The sequence below is a fragment of the Xanthomonas sp. WHRI 8393 genome, assembly GCF_040203315.1.
GTDB classification, from domain to species: Bacteria; Pseudomonadota; Gammaproteobacteria; order Xanthomonadales; family Xanthomonadaceae; genus Xanthomonas; species Xanthomonas arboricola.
In genome coordinates this window covers 134,899-151,166 of record NZ_JBEGGL010000003.1, presented here as the reverse complement: position 1 = coordinate 151,166, position 16,268 = coordinate 134,899, and the positions used below count along the sequence as shown (strand labels likewise).

11 protein-coding genes and 1 pseudogene are annotated in these 16,268 nt (G+C 66.5%); 7 read left to right on the top strand and 5 right to left on the bottom strand.

Going from position 1 to position 16,268, the window contains the following annotated elements:
• Positions 1-108 precede the first annotated feature (108 nt).
• Positions 109-981: pseudogene (locus tag ABQ137_RS11150) on the bottom strand (XAC2610-related protein).
• 11 nt (positions 982-992) lie between these two features.
• Positions 993-1,466, bottom strand: a complete 474-nt coding sequence (locus ABQ137_RS11145; protein ID WP_024939416.1) for a DUF3574 domain-containing protein — start codon at positions 1,464-1,466, stop codon at positions 993-995.
• Positions 1,467-1,695: 229 nt separating this feature from the next.
• On the opposite strand from ABQ137_RS11145, the gene ABQ137_RS11140 reads away from it, so the two are divergent.
• The 7 genes from ABQ137_RS11140 (at position 1,696) to ABQ137_RS11110 (ending at position 13,671) form a co-directional block, all read left to right on the top strand.
• Positions 1,696-4,131 carry a TonB-dependent receptor plug domain-containing protein gene (locus ABQ137_RS11140; RefSeq protein WP_349782479.1) on the top strand — a complete coding sequence of 812 codons (2,436 nt, stop codon included), beginning with the start codon at positions 1,696-1,698 and terminating at the stop codon, positions 4,129-4,131.
• Positions 4,132-4,258: 127 nt separating this feature from the next.
• Positions 4,259-5,017 carry a trehalose-phosphatase gene (gene otsB / locus ABQ137_RS11135; protein WP_349782477.1) on the top strand — a complete coding sequence of 253 codons (759 nt, stop codon included), beginning with the start codon at positions 4,259-4,261 and terminating at the stop codon, positions 5,015-5,017.
• Between the two features lie 48 nt (positions 5,018-5,065).
• On the top strand, positions 5,066-6,844 hold the full coding sequence (locus ABQ137_RS11130) for a glycoside hydrolase family 15 protein (protein ID WP_039525842.1): 1,779 nt from the start codon (positions 5,066-5,068) through the stop codon (positions 6,842-6,844).
• On the top strand, positions 6,841-8,208 hold the full coding sequence (otsA, locus tag ABQ137_RS11125; RefSeq protein WP_047127075.1) for an alpha,alpha-trehalose-phosphate synthase (UDP-forming): 1,368 nt from the start codon (positions 6,841-6,843) through the stop codon (positions 8,206-8,208). Before ABQ137_RS11130 ends, otsA begins: the two co-directional genes overlap by 4 nt.
• A gap of 611 nt (positions 8,209-8,819) precedes the next feature.
• Positions 8,820-11,258: a glucose/quinate/shikimate family membrane-bound PQQ-dependent dehydrogenase gene (locus tag ABQ137_RS11120; protein WP_180970464.1), complete on the top strand. Its 2,439-nt coding sequence runs from the start codon at positions 8,820-8,822 to the stop codon at positions 11,256-11,258.
• Between the two features lie 209 nt (positions 11,259-11,467).
• Positions 11,468-11,632, top strand: a complete 165-nt coding sequence (locus tag ABQ137_RS11115) for a hypothetical protein (protein WP_349782475.1) — start codon at positions 11,468-11,470, stop codon at positions 11,630-11,632.
• Between the two features lie 170 nt (positions 11,633-11,802).
• Positions 11,803-13,671, top strand: coding sequence for a methyl-accepting chemotaxis protein (locus ABQ137_RS11110; RefSeq protein ID WP_349782473.1), 1,869 nt, complete (start codon positions 11,803-11,805; stop codon positions 13,669-13,671).
• Positions 13,672-14,428: 757 nt separating this feature from the next.
• Here ABQ137_RS11110 and ABQ137_RS11105 read toward each other — a convergent pair.
• The 3 genes from ABQ137_RS11105 to pgeF form a co-directional block, all read right to left on the bottom strand.
• Positions 14,429-14,854 (bottom strand): thiol-disulfide oxidoreductase DCC family protein, encoded by a 426-nt coding sequence (locus ABQ137_RS11105; protein WP_166767399.1) that lies wholly within the window; start codon positions 14,852-14,854, stop codon positions 14,429-14,431.
• A 70-nt stretch (positions 14,855-14,924) separates the two neighbouring features.
• Positions 14,925-15,449, bottom strand: a complete 525-nt coding sequence (locus tag ABQ137_RS11100) for a DUF4166 domain-containing protein (protein WP_184429109.1) — start codon at positions 15,447-15,449, stop codon at positions 14,925-14,927.
• A gap of 2 nt (positions 15,450-15,451) precedes the next feature.
• Complete coding sequence (gene pgeF, locus ABQ137_RS11095; RefSeq protein ID WP_184518093.1) at positions 15,452-16,267, bottom strand: peptidoglycan editing factor PgeF; 816 nt, start codon at positions 16,265-16,267, stop codon at positions 15,452-15,454.
• Position 16,268: the final 1 nt, after the last annotated feature.

Below are 16,268 nucleotides of genomic sequence, written 5' to 3'. Positions count from 1 at the left end.
GATGGTAGCCGCTGCTCCGCACGCGCGACAGCGGCGCGGTGGATCAGAGCGTGTCGCCGCGATTGCGCCGGTCTGTTCCATGCCAGGCGGCTGCGTGGCGGAACGGCCCTACTTCATCGCCGCAGCAACCTCGATCCAGCCGACGATGTCGCCACGGCCGGCACTGCGATAGCGCACCTGCACGCGCGTGGCATCGGCGCTGACATCCAGCGCGCCGGCCCGATCGCCTTGCACCAGATAGCGCTTGGTGCCGGTCGCCGTAGGGGTGGCGTAGAGCGGCAGACGCGCCACCTGCACGCGCAGTTGTACCGGCATCGGCGCGTCCAGGGTGGTGCCGATCTCGCTTGAAACCTTCGCCCCGCGCGCGTCGTAGCTGGGCCACACCGAGAGCGGCATGCCATCGCCGGTGCCTGGATCCAGCAAGGTCTGGATGTCGGGCGAGGCGATCGGCTGCTGCGTCCTGGCCACATACAACCGCCCATCGGCCGCGTAGCGATACACATCGGCGTACCACATCGGCCCGCTGCGGCAGGAGCTGGTCAGGCTGCGCTGCTGCCTGTCGGGCGTCAGATTGAAGAAGCTTTCGCACTGCACTGCCGGGCGCGTGGGCGCGGTCAGCGCACGAAAGCGCCGTTACGCCGGATCGAACACAAAGACCAGCACCGCTTCGTTGACCTGGCCGAGCATCGCCGACACCGCCAGATCCGCATGTCCGTCGAAGTTGTAGTCGTCGCTGTCCACACCAGCGCCGCCTTCGCCCTCGTCCAGGTTCGCGTCGAACCATTGCTCCTTGCCGCCCGGGCCCAACACCACATGCAGGCGCGCGCCGACCAGTGTGGCGGTCGCCTGTGTGTTTGCGTCCAGCGTCACCTGCACGCTGGTGTCGCGTGCAAAGCACGCAAACGACAGCCCACCCAGTGCGGCGAACAGCAGCTTGCGCGCAGCGCTCACGCGGAGCCGGTGCAGATGTTCAAGCCGCATGGTCGCCAGACTCAGAACGACACCTCCACCGCCTGCCGCGACCACAGCACCGACTGGTGGCCGGTGGCCTGCTTCCAGGCCAGGCGGATCGCCTCGATGTCGTTGCGCCGCTGCGGGGTGTCCTCGTGCAGGATCACCAGCACCTTGGTGCCCAGCCGGTTCGGCTCCTTGGCGCCGCGGAACAGCCATTGGCCATAAGCGTCGAACACGGTCAGGCCGTCGGGAAAGCGCGGGGTCACTTCCTTGTCCAGAAACGCGCGCCATTGGGTTTCGTCGATGGTACGGGTCTGCGGGCGATCGGCCGGGCCGGTTTCCTCGCCCACCCCGAAGTAAAGTTCGCTGCGCACCCAGCCGCGCGCCGCCGCCGGCCGCGCCGCATCGCCCTGCAGGCTGGCAGTGGTCGGGCCCGGCGCGCCGCCGGGGGTGGTGGCGCAGGCGGACAGCGCCAGCATGGCGGCAAGCAGGCAGGACGGCAGCAACTTCATCGACTTCTCCACAACGGGTACGTTTACGACGGATCGGGGGCGGGCTCATGCAGGGCCGGCATCAGCTGATGCCGGCGTGCGCGCACTGTGCCATCTCGCACGCGCCTGAACAACGCGATAATATCTCTCCATCCGGATGAATGTGGACGATCCGAACCCCCTTTGCGCCCCTGCCCGGCCGGATGCCGTCCGCGCGGCGCGTTCGCAGTTGCTGTCGCAGGAGAGAGAGATGACCCGCCCCACCCTTTCGGCTATCGGCCTGGCCGTGGCCGCCGTGTTGAGCGCCAACGCCCAGGCCCAGCAGGCCGCCCCCGGTGCCACCACGCTGGACACCGTGATCGTCACCGGCACCCGCGCCAGCGACCGCACCGTGCTGGAATCGACCGTGCCGGTGGACGTGCTCACCGCCGAGGACATCCGCAAGGCCGGCGTGGTCAACGGCGAGCTGGGCAGCGCGCTGCAGGCGTTGCTGCCCTCGTTCAACTTCCCGCGCCAGTCCAACTCCGGTGGTGCCGACCATATTCGCGCCGCGCAGCTGCGTGGGCTCTCGCCCGACCAGGTGCTGGTGCTGGTCAACGGCAAGCGCCGCCACACCTCGGCGCTGGTCAATACCGACAGCAAGATCGGCAAGGGCACCACGCCGGTGGATTTCAATTCCATCCCGATCAACGCGATCAAGCGCATCGAAGTGCTGCGCGACGGTGCCGGCGCGCAGTACGGCTCGGACGCGATCGCCGGCGTCATCAACGTGATCCTGGACGACAACCCGGAGCGTGGCGAGCTGGAAGCCAGCTTCGGCGCCTACAACACCGACGTGGAGCCGATCAATCGCCGCGTCACCGATGGCCAGACCAGCTACGCCAGCGCCAAGGTCGGCAGCCTGCTCGGCGATGACGGCGGCTTCTTCAAGGTCGGCCTGGAGCTGAAGAATCGCGAGGCGACCAACCGCGCCGGCTTCGACCAGATTCCGTCGTTCGAGGAGCAGACCCCGGCCAACCTGGCGCTGGCCGGCAAGCGCAATTACGTGCTCGGCGATGGCGCCACCAAGGGCCTGAACGCCTGGCTCAACACCAAGGTGCCCTTCAGCGCCACCGGCGAGTTCTACGCCTTCGGTACCTACAATCAGCGTGACACCGAAGGCGCCAATTACTTCCGTTACCCGGACGGTAGCGCCAACTGGCGTGAGATCTATCCCAACGGCTACCGCCCGATTTCCGAAGGCGAGAACCGCGATCTGCAGATCGCCGCCGGCGCGCGTGGGCAGCTCGGCAATTGGGACTACGACGCCAGCGTCAACTACGGCCGCAACGACTTCACCTACCGGCTGCGCAACTCGCTCAACGCCTCGCTCGGCCCAGGCAGCACTACCCGCTTCAAGACCGGCGATTTCGCCTTTGCGCAGACCGTGGGCAACCTGGATCTGACCCGCGTGTTCGATGCGGCCGGCGCCACCCACACCTTCGGCACCGGTGCCGAATTCCGCCGCGAGCAGTACCGCACCCATGCCGGCGACCCGGCCAGCTATGCGGCCGGCCCGTTCACCGATCGCCCCACCGGCTCGCAGGCCGGCGGCGGCCTGACCCCGCAGGACGAGGCCGACCTGTCGCGCAACGTGGCCAGCGCCTATGCCAACGTGTCCAGCCAGTTCGGCGACAAGTTCTCCACCGACCTGGCCGGCCGTTACGAGCATTACCAGGATTTCGGCAGCCAGTGGACCGGCAAGCTGGCCGCGCGCTACGCCTTCGCCCCGGCGTTCGCGCTGCGCGGCGCGGTCTCCAACAACGTGCGTGCGCCCTCGCTCAGCCAGATCGGCTACGAAGCCACGTCCACCGGTTATGACGCCGCCGGCCGCCTGACCCAGGGCCGCCTGCTGTCGGTCAACAACCCGATCGCACGCGCGCTCGGTGCCACCGACCTGAAGCCGGAAAAGTCGCTCAATTACAGCCTGGGCTTCACCAGCCAGCTGGGCGATCACTTCGACCTGTCGCTGGACTTCTTCCAGATCGATATCGACGACCGCATCGCGCTGTCCGAAGACATCACCGGCACCACGCTGACCGACTTCGTGCAGCAGAACTTCGCCGTTGCCGGCGTGCAGAGCGCCAGCTATTTCCTCAACGCCGCCGACACCCGCACCCGCGGCGCCGAGCTGGTCGGCAACTGGCGCCAGTACGCCTTCGGCGGCGACCTGCTGCTGACCGGCACCTACAGCTACGCCAAGACCGAGTTGAAGAACGTCATCGGCACCCCGGCGCAGCTGCTCGCGCTGGACCCGGACTACGTGCTGTTCGGTGTCGAAGAGAGCAACACGCTCACCGATGCCGCACCACGCACGCGCGCCGCGCTGGCCGCCAACTGGAACAACGAACACTGGAACCTGCAGACCCGGGTCAATCGCTACGGCAGCGCCACGCGCGTGTTCGACTTCGGCGGCGGTTTCGTGCCACGCCAGACCTACGGCGCGGAATGGCAGCTGGATCTGGAAGCCGAGTACCACCTGGGCACGCAGTGGACGCTGGCGGTCGGCGGCCAGAACATTCTCGACAACTACTCGGACCGCTCCATCGACGACATCGCCTACTTCGGCAACCTGCCGTACGACGTGCTCTCGCCGATCGGCAGCAACGGCGCGTATTGGTATGGGCGGGTGCGCTACTCGTTCTGACGCCGGGATGGGTGGATTGGGGATTCGGGATTGGCAAGGGCGGCGCATCGCCAATCCCCACTCCCGAATCCCCACTCCCCGCTGTTGCATAACCTGAATATCACATCGCCTTGCGCACACTAGCGCGATGGCAGACGTGCACTCCCCCCTTCCGTCGCCGCCATTGCTGGACGATGCCTGCGCATTGTTTCTGGACGTGGACGGTACCCTCATCGACTTCGCCGACAGCCCCGAGGCTGTGCGGCTCCTGCCCGAGGTCCGCGCGGCCATCGGCCAGTTAAGCGACCGCCTGCAGGGCGCCGTGGCGCTGGTCAGCGGCCGACCGCTGTCGCAACTGGACGCCTTGTTCGCGCCATTGTTGCTTCCGGCCGCCGGCCTGCACGGACACGAACTGCGCAGCGACATCGCCGCACGTGCGGCGATGCCGCAGGACACCTCCGAGTGGCTGCATGGCCTGCATCAGCGTGCCGCCGCACTCACGCACCGGCACCCCGGCGTGCTGGTCGAAGACAAAGGCGTCAGCGTCGCGCTGCATTGGCGCGCACAGCCGCTGGCCGGCCCCGACGTGCTCGCCTTTGCGCAGCAGGAAATCGCCCAGCTTTCCGGGTACCGCCTGCAACCGGGCGATCACGTGGTCGAATTCGTCCCCGAAGGCAGCAACAAGGGCCTGGCGGTCGAACAACTGATGCAGCAGGGCGCATTCGCCGGCCGCACGCCGGTGTTCGTCGGCGACGACCTCACCGACGAATTCGGTTTCGAAGCGGCCAATCGTCTCGGCGGCTGGAGCGTGCTGGTCGGCGATCGCGCCGAAACCAGCGCGCGCTTCCGCGTCGACGGTACCGCCGACGTGCATGCGTGGCTGCAACGCAACGCGCGTCAGGTCTGAGCGCGGCGCGCCTTCCCCTCTTCTCTTCAAAAGGATCGTTCGCACTCCATGACCGAGCCAAACCTGGATCTGGGCGTCATCGGCAACTGCAGCTTTGGGGCATTGGTCGATCGGCAGGCACGCGTGGTGTGGAGTTGCCTGCCGGCCTTCGACGGCGACCCGGCGTTCTGTTCGCTGCTCTCGCCCAAGCGCGAAGGCGGCGACTTTGCCGTGGAGCTGGAGGACTTCGCCAGCAGCGAGCAACACTACCTGCCCAATACCGCAGTGCTGCGCACCGTGTTGCGCGACCACCACGGCGGCGAAGTGGAAGTGATCGACTTCGCACCGCGCTGGCGCAATAACGGGCGCTTCTACCGGCCCGTCAGCATCATCCGGCAGATCCGCCCGCTCGCAGGCAACCCGCGCATCATCGTGCGCGCCCGCCCGCTGGCCGACTGGGGCGGACGCAGCCCGGAAACCACCTGGGGCAGCAATCACATCCGCTGGGTGCTGCCCGAATTCACTCTGCGCCTGACCACCGACGTGCCGGTACGCTTCGTGCGCGACGGCCTGCCGTTCGTGCTCAGCCACCCGGTCAACCTGGTGCTGGGCGTGGACGAATCGCTGACCCGCTCGCTCACCGGCTACGTGCAGGAAGCGCAGGAACGCACCGAAGAATACTGGCGCGAATGGGTGCGCTACCTGTCGATTCCGCTCGACTGGCAGGAAGCGGTGATCCGCAGCGCAATCACGCTCAAGCTGTGCCAGTACGAAGACAGCGGCGCCATCATCGCGGCGATGACCACCTCGATCCCGGAAGCCCCCAACACCCCGCGCAACTGGGATTACCGCTATTGCTGGCTGCGCGACGCCGCATTCGTGGTGCGTGCGCTGAATCGCCTGGGCGCCACCCGCACGATGGAGCAGTTCATCGGCTACATCTTCAATATCGCCACCGCCGACGGCACCATGCAGCCGCTGTATGGCATCGGTTTCGAATCCCAGCTGGAAGAGCACGAAGTCGAAACGATGGACGGCTACCGCGGCATGGGCCCGGTACGCCGCGGCAACCTGGCCTGGATCCAGCAGCAGCACGATGTCTACGGCAGCGTGGTGCTGGCGTCCACCCAGCTGTTCTTCGACCTGCGCCTGAAGGACCAGGGCGATGCGGACACCTTCCGCCGCCTGGAGCCGCTGGGCGAGCGCGCCTTCGCGCTGCACAACGTGCCCGATGCCGGCCTGTGGGAATTCCGCGGCCGCGCCGAGGTGCATACCTACACCGCTGCGATGTGCTGGGCTGCCTGCGATCGCCTCTCCAAGATCGCCGACCGGCTGGTGCTGCCTGAGCGCAGCGTGTACTGGCGCGAGCGCGCCGACACCATCCGCGAACGCGTGCTGGGCGAGGCCTGGAGCGAAGAACGCGGTCATTTCACCGATACGCTGGGCGGTCATCGCCTGGACGCATCGCTGTTGCTGCTGGCCGATATCGGCATCGTCGCCAACGACGACAGCCGCTTCGTGCGCACGGTCGAAGCGGTTGGCCGCGTGCTCAAGCATGGCGATGCGCTGTATCGCTACATCGCACCGGATGACTTCGGTGAGCCGGAAACCAGCTTCACCATCTGCACGTTCTGGTACATCGACGCGCTGGCCGCGATCGGTCGCAAGGAGGAGGCGCGTGAATTGTTCGAACGCATCCTCTCGCGCCGCAATCACCTCGGCTTGCTGTCGGAGGATCTATCGTTTGAAGACGGCGAAGCCTGGGGGAATTTCCCCCAGACCTATTCGCATGTGGGCTTGATCATCGCAGCGATGCGCTTGTCGCGGAGCTGGCAGGAGGCGTCATGAGTCGTTTGGTGGTGGTATCCAACCGCGTTGCAGTGCCCGGCGAAAACCGCGCCGGCGGGCTGGCGGTTGGTCTGTTGGCTGCACTCAAGGAGCGCGGCGGTGTGTGGTTCGGCTGGAGCGGCAAGACCGTCCGCGGCGACAGCGGCGGCATGCACGAACAGACCGAGGGCGACATCAAGTTCGTCACCATGGACCTCAACAAGCGCGACATCGATTCCTACTACAACGGGTTCGCCAATCGCACGCTGTGGCCGCTGCTGCACTTCCGCCTGGACCTGGTCGATTACGACCGCGCCACCCGCGAAGGCTATATGCGCGTCAACCGGCTATTCGCCGAAAAGCTGGCGCCGTTGTTGAAGGACAGCGACACGCTGTGGATCCACGATTACCACATGATTCCGCTGGGCGCGATGCTGCGCGAGCTGGGTGTAGGCTGCAAGATGGGCTTCTTCCTGCACGTGCCGATGCCCTCGGCCGACCTGATGCAGGCGATGCCGGATCACGCGCGCTTGTTCAGCACGTTCTATGCGTACGACCTGGTCGGCTTCCAGACCCAGCGCGATGCCGAGCGCTTCAAGGCCTATGTGCGTCTGTTCGGCGGTGGCCGCATTCTTGAAGGCGACATCGTCGAAGGCCCCGGCGGGCGTCGCTTCAGTGCCGCGGCGTTCCCGATCGGGATCGATACCGACCTGATCGCCAACCAGGCCAAGGCCTCGGTCGGCAAGCAGGCGGTGCGCGACCTGCGCGAAAGCCTGCGCGGCCGGCAACTGGCGATCGGCGTGGACCGGCTGGATTATTCTAAGGGCCTGCCGGAACGCTTCCAGGGCTTTGAGCGCTATCTGGAGCGTTATCCGGACCAATCCGGCAGCCTGACCTATCTACAGATCGCGCCGGTATCGCGCGGCGACGTCAACGAGTATCGCCAGTTGCGCGGGCAGCTGGAACAGATCGCCGGCCACATCAACGGTGGACATGCCGAGCCGGATTGGACGCCGCTGCGCTACGTCAATCAGAACTTCAGCCATGCAACGTTGACCGGCTTCTATCGCGCAGCCTCGGTCGGCCTGGTCACGCCACTGCGCGATGGCATGAACCTGGTCGCCAAGGAATTCGTCGCGGCGCAGGATCCGCAGAATCCGGGCGTCCTGGTGCTGTCGTTGCTGGCCGGTGCAGCGGACGAAATGAAAGAGGCACTGCTGGTCAATCCGCACGATCTGGACGGCGTGGCCGACGCGATCGCCACTGCGGCAAGCATGCCGCTGGCAACACGCATCGAACGCTGGAGCGCGATGATGGATCATCTGCGCAAGAACAACATCAATCACTGGCGCCAGCGCTACCTGCAGGCACTTGCAGATATCTGACTCCGTTGTCCGCAACGCAGGCTGCCAGCACCACGCTATCAGCACAGACGCGCTGCGCACCGGCAGCGCCCCCATCTTCTCCCCTCGGGAGAAGGTGCCCGAAGGGCGGATGAGAGTACGCGTGCACGTACAAGTGGAAATGTCCGAAGCGCAAACTCCCAGCTTCTACAAATCCCTACTCCCGAATGCCAAATCCCGCCTCACCGCTTGAGTCAATAACTCAATAGAACTACTGCAGGATCCTGCATTTGTCGCCACATGCGAATGCACCCAACACCGCCTGACACCCACAGCAATCTTCAGCCGCATCGAATTTGAGTAATTCCAGCGCCTCAACCGCATGGCCTGGAACGTTGGTTCTCATTCCGTCACGGACACACGCGTCATTGCGGTCTAAAATATCTGCATGAGTAGCGCTGAGGACCCTGGGAGGGGCTGCGCGTTCATATCCGGACGTTCTGCTTTAGGACGTTTTTGTTGGATCCAAGGCCGCCCTTTGCCAGCCTGTGATCTTGCTCCCTCCACGACTCGCCACCGCCTGCCGGTGCCTGGGTCCTTCCTGACATCTCAAAATGACTGATCAATCCTCAAAACGTGGACTAGGCACCTGGTTGCTGGTGGTCTATGCCGTGGTGATCGCCGTGCTCGGTGCGGTGCTTGCCTACGAGGGCGGCCGCCTGGTCGCCGTCGGTGGCTCCTGGTATTACCTGCTGGCGGGCATCGGCCTGTTCCTGGCCGGCGTGTTGCTGGCACTGGGCAAGCGTGCCGGCCTGTGGCTGTTCGGCGCCACGCTGGCGGCCACCATCGCCTGGGCGCTGTGGGAAGTGGGCCTGGATGGCTGGGGCCTGGTCCCGCGTCTGGCCTGGATGTCGGTGCTGGGGCTGGTGCTGCTGCCGTTCTGGGGCGTGGCCCGTCGCCGTATGCAGCCGCTGTCGGGACTGGGCTATGTGCTGGTGACTGGCGTGCTGCCGATCCTGGGCGCGACGCTGATCCTGTGGCCACTGCTGGTGCCGCGCAATGTCGAACTGGCCGATGCCTCCAAGCTGCCGGCCGAGAATGCGACGCCGTTCAGCCGCGCCAACGTGCCCAGCCCGGACGGCAACGTCGCGGCCAATCACGATGCCAGCAACTGGACCTCGTACGCCGGCTCCAACCTGTCCAACCACTACACCCCCGGTGCGCAGATCACCCCGGAGAACGCCAAGAACTTGAAGGTGGCCTGGGAGTTCCATACCGGCGATCTGAAGCCGGCCGGCTCCAAGCTGGGCTACGCTTTCCAGAACACCCCGCTCAAGGTCGGCGAGCTGCTCTACATCTGCACCCCGACCCAGAAGGTGATCGCGGTGGAAGCGGCCAACGGCAAGGAGCGCTGGCGCTTCGACCCGCAGACCAACCCCAAGGCGATGGCCGGCGTTGCCGCCACCACCTGCCGCGGCGTGTCGTACTACCAGGCCCCACAAGGCACCGCCGAGTGCCCGACGCGGATCTTCTGGCCGATGGTCGATGGCCGCCTCGGCGCGCTGGACGCGCAGACCGGCAAGCTGTGCACCAGCTTCGGCAACAACGGCTTTGTCGATCTCAATGCCGGCACCGGCAACACCAAGCCGGGCTTTGTCGGCCCGACCTCGCCGCCGGTGGTGATGCGCGGCGTGGTGATCCAGCCCACCGGCCAGGTGCGCGACGGCCAGGAAGGCGATGCGCCGTCGGGCGTGGTGCGTGGCTTCGATGCGCTCACCGGCCAGCTGCGCTGGGCCTGGGACCTGGGCAACCCGGCGATCACCGCCGAGCCGCCGGCGGGGCAGACCTATACCCGTTCCACCCCGAACGTGTGGTCGCTGATGGCCGCCGACGACGAGCTGGGCCTGGTCTATCTGCCGACCGGCAATGCCTCGGGCGATTTCTTCGGCAAGGGCCGTACCCCGCAGGATGAGGAATACACCGCCTCGCTGGTTGCCGTGGATGCGGCCACCGGCAAGGAGCGTTGGCACTTCCGCACCGTCAACCACGACCTGTGGGATTACGACATCGGCCCGCAACCGAACCTGGTCGACTGGCCGGTCGCCGGCGGTGGTACCCGTCCTGCGGTGATCCAGGCCACCAAGTCCGGCCAGGTGTTCGTGCTGGACCGCGCCACCGGTGCCCCGCTCATGCCGGTCAAGCAGATCGCCGTGCCGCAGGGCACCGATCACGGCGACTGGACCGCGGCCACCCAGCCGATCTCGCCGGGCATGCCCAATACCGTGGGCGCACCGAGCCGCGAGTACGAAACCATCGTCGAATCCGACGCCTGGGGCATGACCCCGTTCGACCAGCTGGCCTGCCGCATCCAGTTCAAGCAGCTGCGCTACGAAGGCATGTTCACCCCGCCGACCCTGCAGGGCTCGCTGGCCTTCACCGGCAACCACGGCGGCATCAACTGGGGCGGCGTCTCGGTCGATCTGCAGCGCGGCATCATGGTGATGAACAGCAATCGCCTGCCCTACACCCTGCAGGTCTACACCCGCGAAAAGATGAATGAGCTGGGCGTGGTGTCGGTGTTCGACGGCAAGAGCAAGACGCCGGGCTACATGGCGCAGAAGGGCCTGGCCTACGGCGCCCGCAAGGAGCCGTGGATGTCGCCGCTCAACACGCCGTGCGTGGCACCGCCGTGGGGCTACATCTCCGGCGTGGACCTGCGCACCCAGCAGGTGCTCTGGCGGCGTCCGCTGGGCACCGGTTACGACCAGGGCCCGATGGGTATCCCGTCCAAGACCAAGTTCGAGATCGGCACGCCCAACAACAGCGGTTCGCTGGCCACCGCCGGCGGCGTGACCTTCATCGGCGCGACCCTGGACGACTTCATGCGCGGCTTCGACACCCGCACCGGCAAGCAGGTCTGGGAGACCCGCGTGCCGGCCGGCCCGCAGGCCGCCCCGCTGAGCTACACCATCGACGGCAAGCAGTACATCGTGGCCGCCGTGGGTGGGCACGACCGCATGGAAACCAAGTCGGGCGACAGCGTGATCGCCTGGGCGCTGCCGGACGACGCGGGCGCCAAGCCGGCGAAGTAAGCCGGTGTAACGTCAGCTAGTTGGGCATCGATAGACCGGTCATCGTGAGATGGCCGGTTTTTTTTTGGGAATCGGGAATCGGGATTCGGGAATGGGAAAGGCGCTTTTCTGTCGTCTTTCAGGGCTGGGCTGGATTGATGGCGCGCCCGATTCCCCAATCCCCACTCCCGATTCCCCGCGCTTCGATGCGTGTTCGTCGCGTTGCACCGATGGCGCCGCTGGCCAGTCTTGGTGGCGTGCATGCGATCGGACTGCGTGGCGTCGAGGTCTACGAAGTGTTTACGGAGCCCGCCGATATTTCACGTGAAATTTACAATTCCAAGACCGGTATCCGGCTGCAAATCACGGTTCCGCAGCACATCGGGACGTACTGAAACCGCTTCCAAATCAACTACATCGGTGTTTTCGGGGGTCTGGTCGGCAGATTCCGACGAACGGTGATTTCACGCCGTCATGATTCGGGCTCGGCCGCCGATACCCCATAGCAGCCCATGCAGCGCAGGACGCCGCTCCCCACTCCGAATCACTCAGTTGGACTCAGCCTATGTCGCCCTCACCCGATGCCACCGCCGTCTCCCGCCCGCCTTCCGGCCGGAACCTTGCGCGTGCCAGCACGGCCGCATGGCTGCCTGCCGCTGCACAGATCGGGCTGCTGGGCTTGCTGGCGCTCTACGCCGCCACGCTGCTGCCCGGCGGTGTCTGGAGCGGCTTGGGCCGCTTGCTACCGGCGCTGCTGGTGCTGGGCGCGGCAAGTGCCGGGCTGTGGTGGTGGGCACGCCGTCGCGGTCTGGCGCAACTGCAACAGGCGATCGGCACGGTGACCGCCATCGGTGAAGGGCGCTTTCAGCGCCTGGATCTGCGCACCGCCTCCGGCGAACTCGCGCCGTTGCTGCACGCCCTGCAGGCGACCCAGGACAAGCTGGCCATCCGCCTCGATGTGATGGAACAGGGGCTGCGCCACGGCCAGTTCGTGATCAAGGCGCTGGACGATCTGGACACCATGATCCGCATCGCCGACGACGACGGCCAAGTGCTGTTTGCCAACCGCAAACTGCTGGCGATGCTCAAGCTGATCGAGCCGGATGTGCAGAGCTTCCGCCCCAGCTTCCATGCCGAAGGCTTCGTCGGCGGCAGCATCGGCGACATCTATCCCGACAGCCAAGCCGCGATCGACCGCATGCGTGCGCTGAACGCCTCCAAGGCGGTGCGCGCGCCGTTCTTCGGCCGCCAGATCGACTTCGTCTACAGCCCGATCATCGCCGCCGACGGCACCAAGCTCGGCACCATCGCGCAGTGGATGGACGTCACCGCGCAGGTCAACGCCGAGCAGGCGCTGATCCAGATCATCGATGCCGCCGCGGCCGGCGATTTCAGCCGGCGCATGCAGATCGACGGCATGGATGGCGTGCTGCTGTCGCTGGCGCAGGGCATCAACCGCATCTACGACTCGGTGGAAACCCACCTGGCCGCCTTGGCGCGGGTGATCGGTGCACTGGCCGAAGGCGACCTCACCCAGCGCGTGGAGGGCGATGCGCACGGCATCTTCGCGCGCCTGCGCGACGACACCAACCAGACCGTGACCCGGCTGACCGAGATCATCGGCGACATCCAGATCGCATCGGACACGATCCGCCGCGCGGCGGTGGAAATCGCCGCCGGCAACGCCGACCTGTCCGAGCGCACCGAGCAGCAGGCCGCCAATCTGGAGGAAACCGCCAGCTCCATGGAAGAACTCACCTCCACCGTGAAGCAGAACGCCGACAGCGCGCTGCAGGCCAACCGGCTGGTAGTGGGCACCGGCGAAGTCGCGCACAACGGCGGCCAGGTGATGGACGATGTGGTGTCCACCATGGGCCAGATCAGCACCGCCTCGCGCAAGATCGGCGAGATCATCGGCGTCATCGACGGCATCGCCTTCCAGACCAATATCCTGGCGCTCAACGCCGCGGTGGAAGCGGCACGCGCCGGCGAACAGGGCCGCGGCTTTGCGGTGGTCGCCTCGGAAGTGCGCGCGCTGGCGCGGCGCTCGGCCGATGCGGCCAAGGAGATCAAGACGCTGATCGCCGACTCCACCGACAAGGTCGAACTGGGCTCGGGCCTGGTGCACCGCGCCGGCGCGACCATGCGCGAGATCGTCGGCTCGGTCAAACACGTCACCGACATCATGAGCGAGATCACCGCCGCCAGCGCCGAGCAATCCAGCGGCATCGAACAGGTCAACCGCACCGTCGCGCAACTGGACGAAGTCACCCAACGCAACGCCGCGCTGGTGGAAGAAGCCACCGCCGCCGCGCGCAGCCTGGAAGAACAGGCCGTGGAACTGGCCGATGCGGTGTCGATCTTCCGCCTGCAGCCTGCGCACAGCGGCAACCCGAGAGCAGCGCCCGCAAGCTTCAAAAACGCAGCCGCGTAAGCCGCCGTCACGGAATCACCGTAGGAGCGCACCAGGGCGCGACGAAGCCTTCCCGGTAACGCCGCATCGCGCCCAGGTGCGCTCCTACACAAAGCAGGCGTGCCTGTCCGCCACCTCAGATCCAGCACACGCGGCCGAACAGCACTCCGTATCGACAAGCCATCATAGAAATCAACGCGCAGTCGTAGGAGCGCACCCGGGCGCGACGAAGCTTTATCGGTAACGCCCCATCGCGCCCAGGTGCGCTCCTACACAAAGCAGGCGTGCCTGTCCGCCACCACAGATCCAACGCACGCGGCCGAACAGCACTCCGTATCGACAAGCCATCATAGAAATCAGCGCGCAGTCGTAGGAGCGCACCCGGGCGCGACGAAGCTTTCCCGGTAACGCCCATCGCGCCCAGGTGCGCTCCTACACAAAGCAGGCGTGCCTGTCCGCCACCACAGATCCAGCGCACGCGGCCGAACAGTACTCCGTATCGACAAGCCATCAGAGAAATCAGCGCGCAGTCGTAGGAGCGCACCTGGGCGCGACGAAGCTTTATCGGTAACGCCCCATCGCGCCCAGGTACGCTCCTACACCGAGCAGGCCTGCCTGTCCGCCACCACAGATCCAGAGCACGCGGCCGAACAGCACTCCGTATCGACAAGCCATCAGAGAAATCAGCGCGCAGTCGTAGGAGCGCACCCGGGCGCGACGAAGCTTTCCCGGTAACGCCCCATCGCGCCCAGGTGCGCTCCTACGTCTAGCTGGGGCGCTAGTCGAGAAACCGCTCGCGCTGCTCCGGTGTCGGCAGCATGCAATGCTCGGTGCGACCGAACCAGCGGTAGCGATGGCGTGCGATCAGGCGATAGCCGATGTCGCGCACGCGACGCGGCACCACGCGCAACACCGTGGCCAGCCGCCAGAAGCCGCCCAACCCGGCCAGCACCCGCACGATCGCGTCGCTGTCGGTCCACGCACCGCGGTCATCCACCAACAGAAACGACAACGGGTCGTCCGGATCCAGCCCATGCTGCTGCAACAGCGCACGTCCGGCCTGGCCCTGCATTGCGGCAAAGCGATAACGCCCGCGTCGATCATGACGCAGCAGGAACCTGACCCAGCCATTGCACAGCAGGCACACGCCATCGAACACGATGGTCGCGGGCACAGCACCTGGCTGACGGCCGGGCGGCTCCACGCGCGACGGCTTCAAGTGAGGAGTCTCCAACCGAGACGACTCCAGCTGAGATACGTCAACGAGCGGTGGATCAACGCGGTTCAAGCCAGCCCTCGTAGCGAATGAACGGGCCGACCAGCGGCAAGTGCACGTCGACCAGGAATCCGTAACACCCGGCGTCGGCATGCTCGCGGCAACGCACCTGCTCGAACCAGCGCGCAGGCAACCGGATCCAGCCCAATGCCCATACCCGCGTAGCCTGCCAGTACAGCGATTGCGCGTCGGCGCGCAGCGCGAATTCAAACCGCACCGCGCCCAGATGTTCGCGCAAGCGCGTCCCCTCGCGCCACAGGCGCGAATGCATCGGCAGGCCGCCGAACCGGCGATGCCAGCGCTCGCCCGCCGCGTCTGCGAGAAACTCCACTTCGACCTCCACCTCGCCACTGCGCGGCAAGCGGCTCAGCAGCGCCAGTAACGGGACCAGCGCATGCGTCCCGCGTTGAATCCTTGCCCGGCCGGCGAAGGTCTGCCGCTGCTGCACCGAATGCAGCGCGCGCACCGGCGCAGGCAGCTGCGCGAACGCGTCCTGCCCCAGCACCTGCGCAAATAACGGCACGCTCAGGGCGCGATCCATGCCAGCGTGGCCATGCGTCCGCTGCGACGGTCGCGACGATGCGAGAAGAAACGTTGCGGCTCGGAAATGGTGCACAGCCCGCCGCCATGGATGGCGCTGGCCGGCACACCGGCATGCTGCAGGCGCTGACGCGCCAACGCATACAAGTCCACCCGCCAATGCCCCGGACGGGTCGCGACAAACGCGCGTTGCGCCTGCGCATCGTGCGCGACGAAGGCGTTGAACACGTCTTCACCGATTTCATAGGCCTGCGGCCCCGCTGCCGGCCCCAACCATGCCATCACCTGCTGCGGCGGTGTGCGCATCGCCGCCACGCTGCGCTCCAGCATGCCGTCGGCCAGGCCGCGCCAGCCTGCATGCGCGGCGGCCACTTCGCTGCCATCGCCAGCGGCTAACACGACCGGCAGGCAATCGGCGGTGAGGATCGCCAGCACCACGCCGGGCACGGCGGTCACCGCTGCATCGGCGACCGGTTCCCGCGCGCCTGGCGCGACAGTGCCCGCTGCAGGCGGCTGTTCGCCGGGCGCGAGCACGGGCGCGTCGACACGCAGCACCTCCACCCCATGCACCTGACGCAGCCACTGCGGGGTACCGGGCAGTACCAGCGCCTCGACCAGCAGCGCCCGGTTGCGTTCCACCTGCTCCGGCGCGTCGCCATCGGCACTGTTGCGGTTGCCGAGGTTGAGCGTGTCGAACGGCGCCAGCGAGCCGCCCAGGCCGTGACGCAGCGTGGTCAGCGCATGGATGCGTGGTGGCGCCGGCCAGTCGGCCGGCAGCACGAAGGGCGCGGCAGCGGCCACG

What these genes read in the sequence shown, in the direction of transcription:
- ABQ137_RS11110 (WP_349782473.1), top strand. Translation starts at nt 11,803, where the DNA reads ATGTCGCCCTCACCCGATGCCACCGCCGTCTCCCGCCCGCCTTCCGGC.
- otsB (WP_349782477.1), top strand. Translation starts at nt 4,259, where the DNA reads ATGGCAGACGTGCACTCCCCCCTTCCGTCGCCGCCATTGCTGGACGAT.
- otsA (WP_047127075.1), top strand. Translation starts at nt 6,841, where the DNA reads ATGAGTCGTTTGGTGGTGGTATCCAACCGCGTTGCAGTGCCCGGCGAA.
- ABQ137_RS11115 (WP_349782475.1), top strand. Translation starts at nt 11,468, where the DNA reads ATGGCGCCGCTGGCCAGTCTTGGTGGCGTGCATGCGATCGGACTGCGT.
- ABQ137_RS11140 (WP_349782479.1), top strand. Translation starts at nt 1,696, where the DNA reads ATGACCCGCCCCACCCTTTCGGCTATCGGCCTGGCCGTGGCCGCCGTG.
- ABQ137_RS11130 (WP_039525842.1), top strand. Translation starts at nt 5,066, where the DNA reads ATGACCGAGCCAAACCTGGATCTGGGCGTCATCGGCAACTGCAGCTTT.
- ABQ137_RS11145 (WP_024939416.1), bottom strand. Translation starts at nt 1,466, where the DNA reads ATGAAGTTGCTGCCGTCCTGCCTGCTTGCCGCCATGCTGGCGCTGTCC.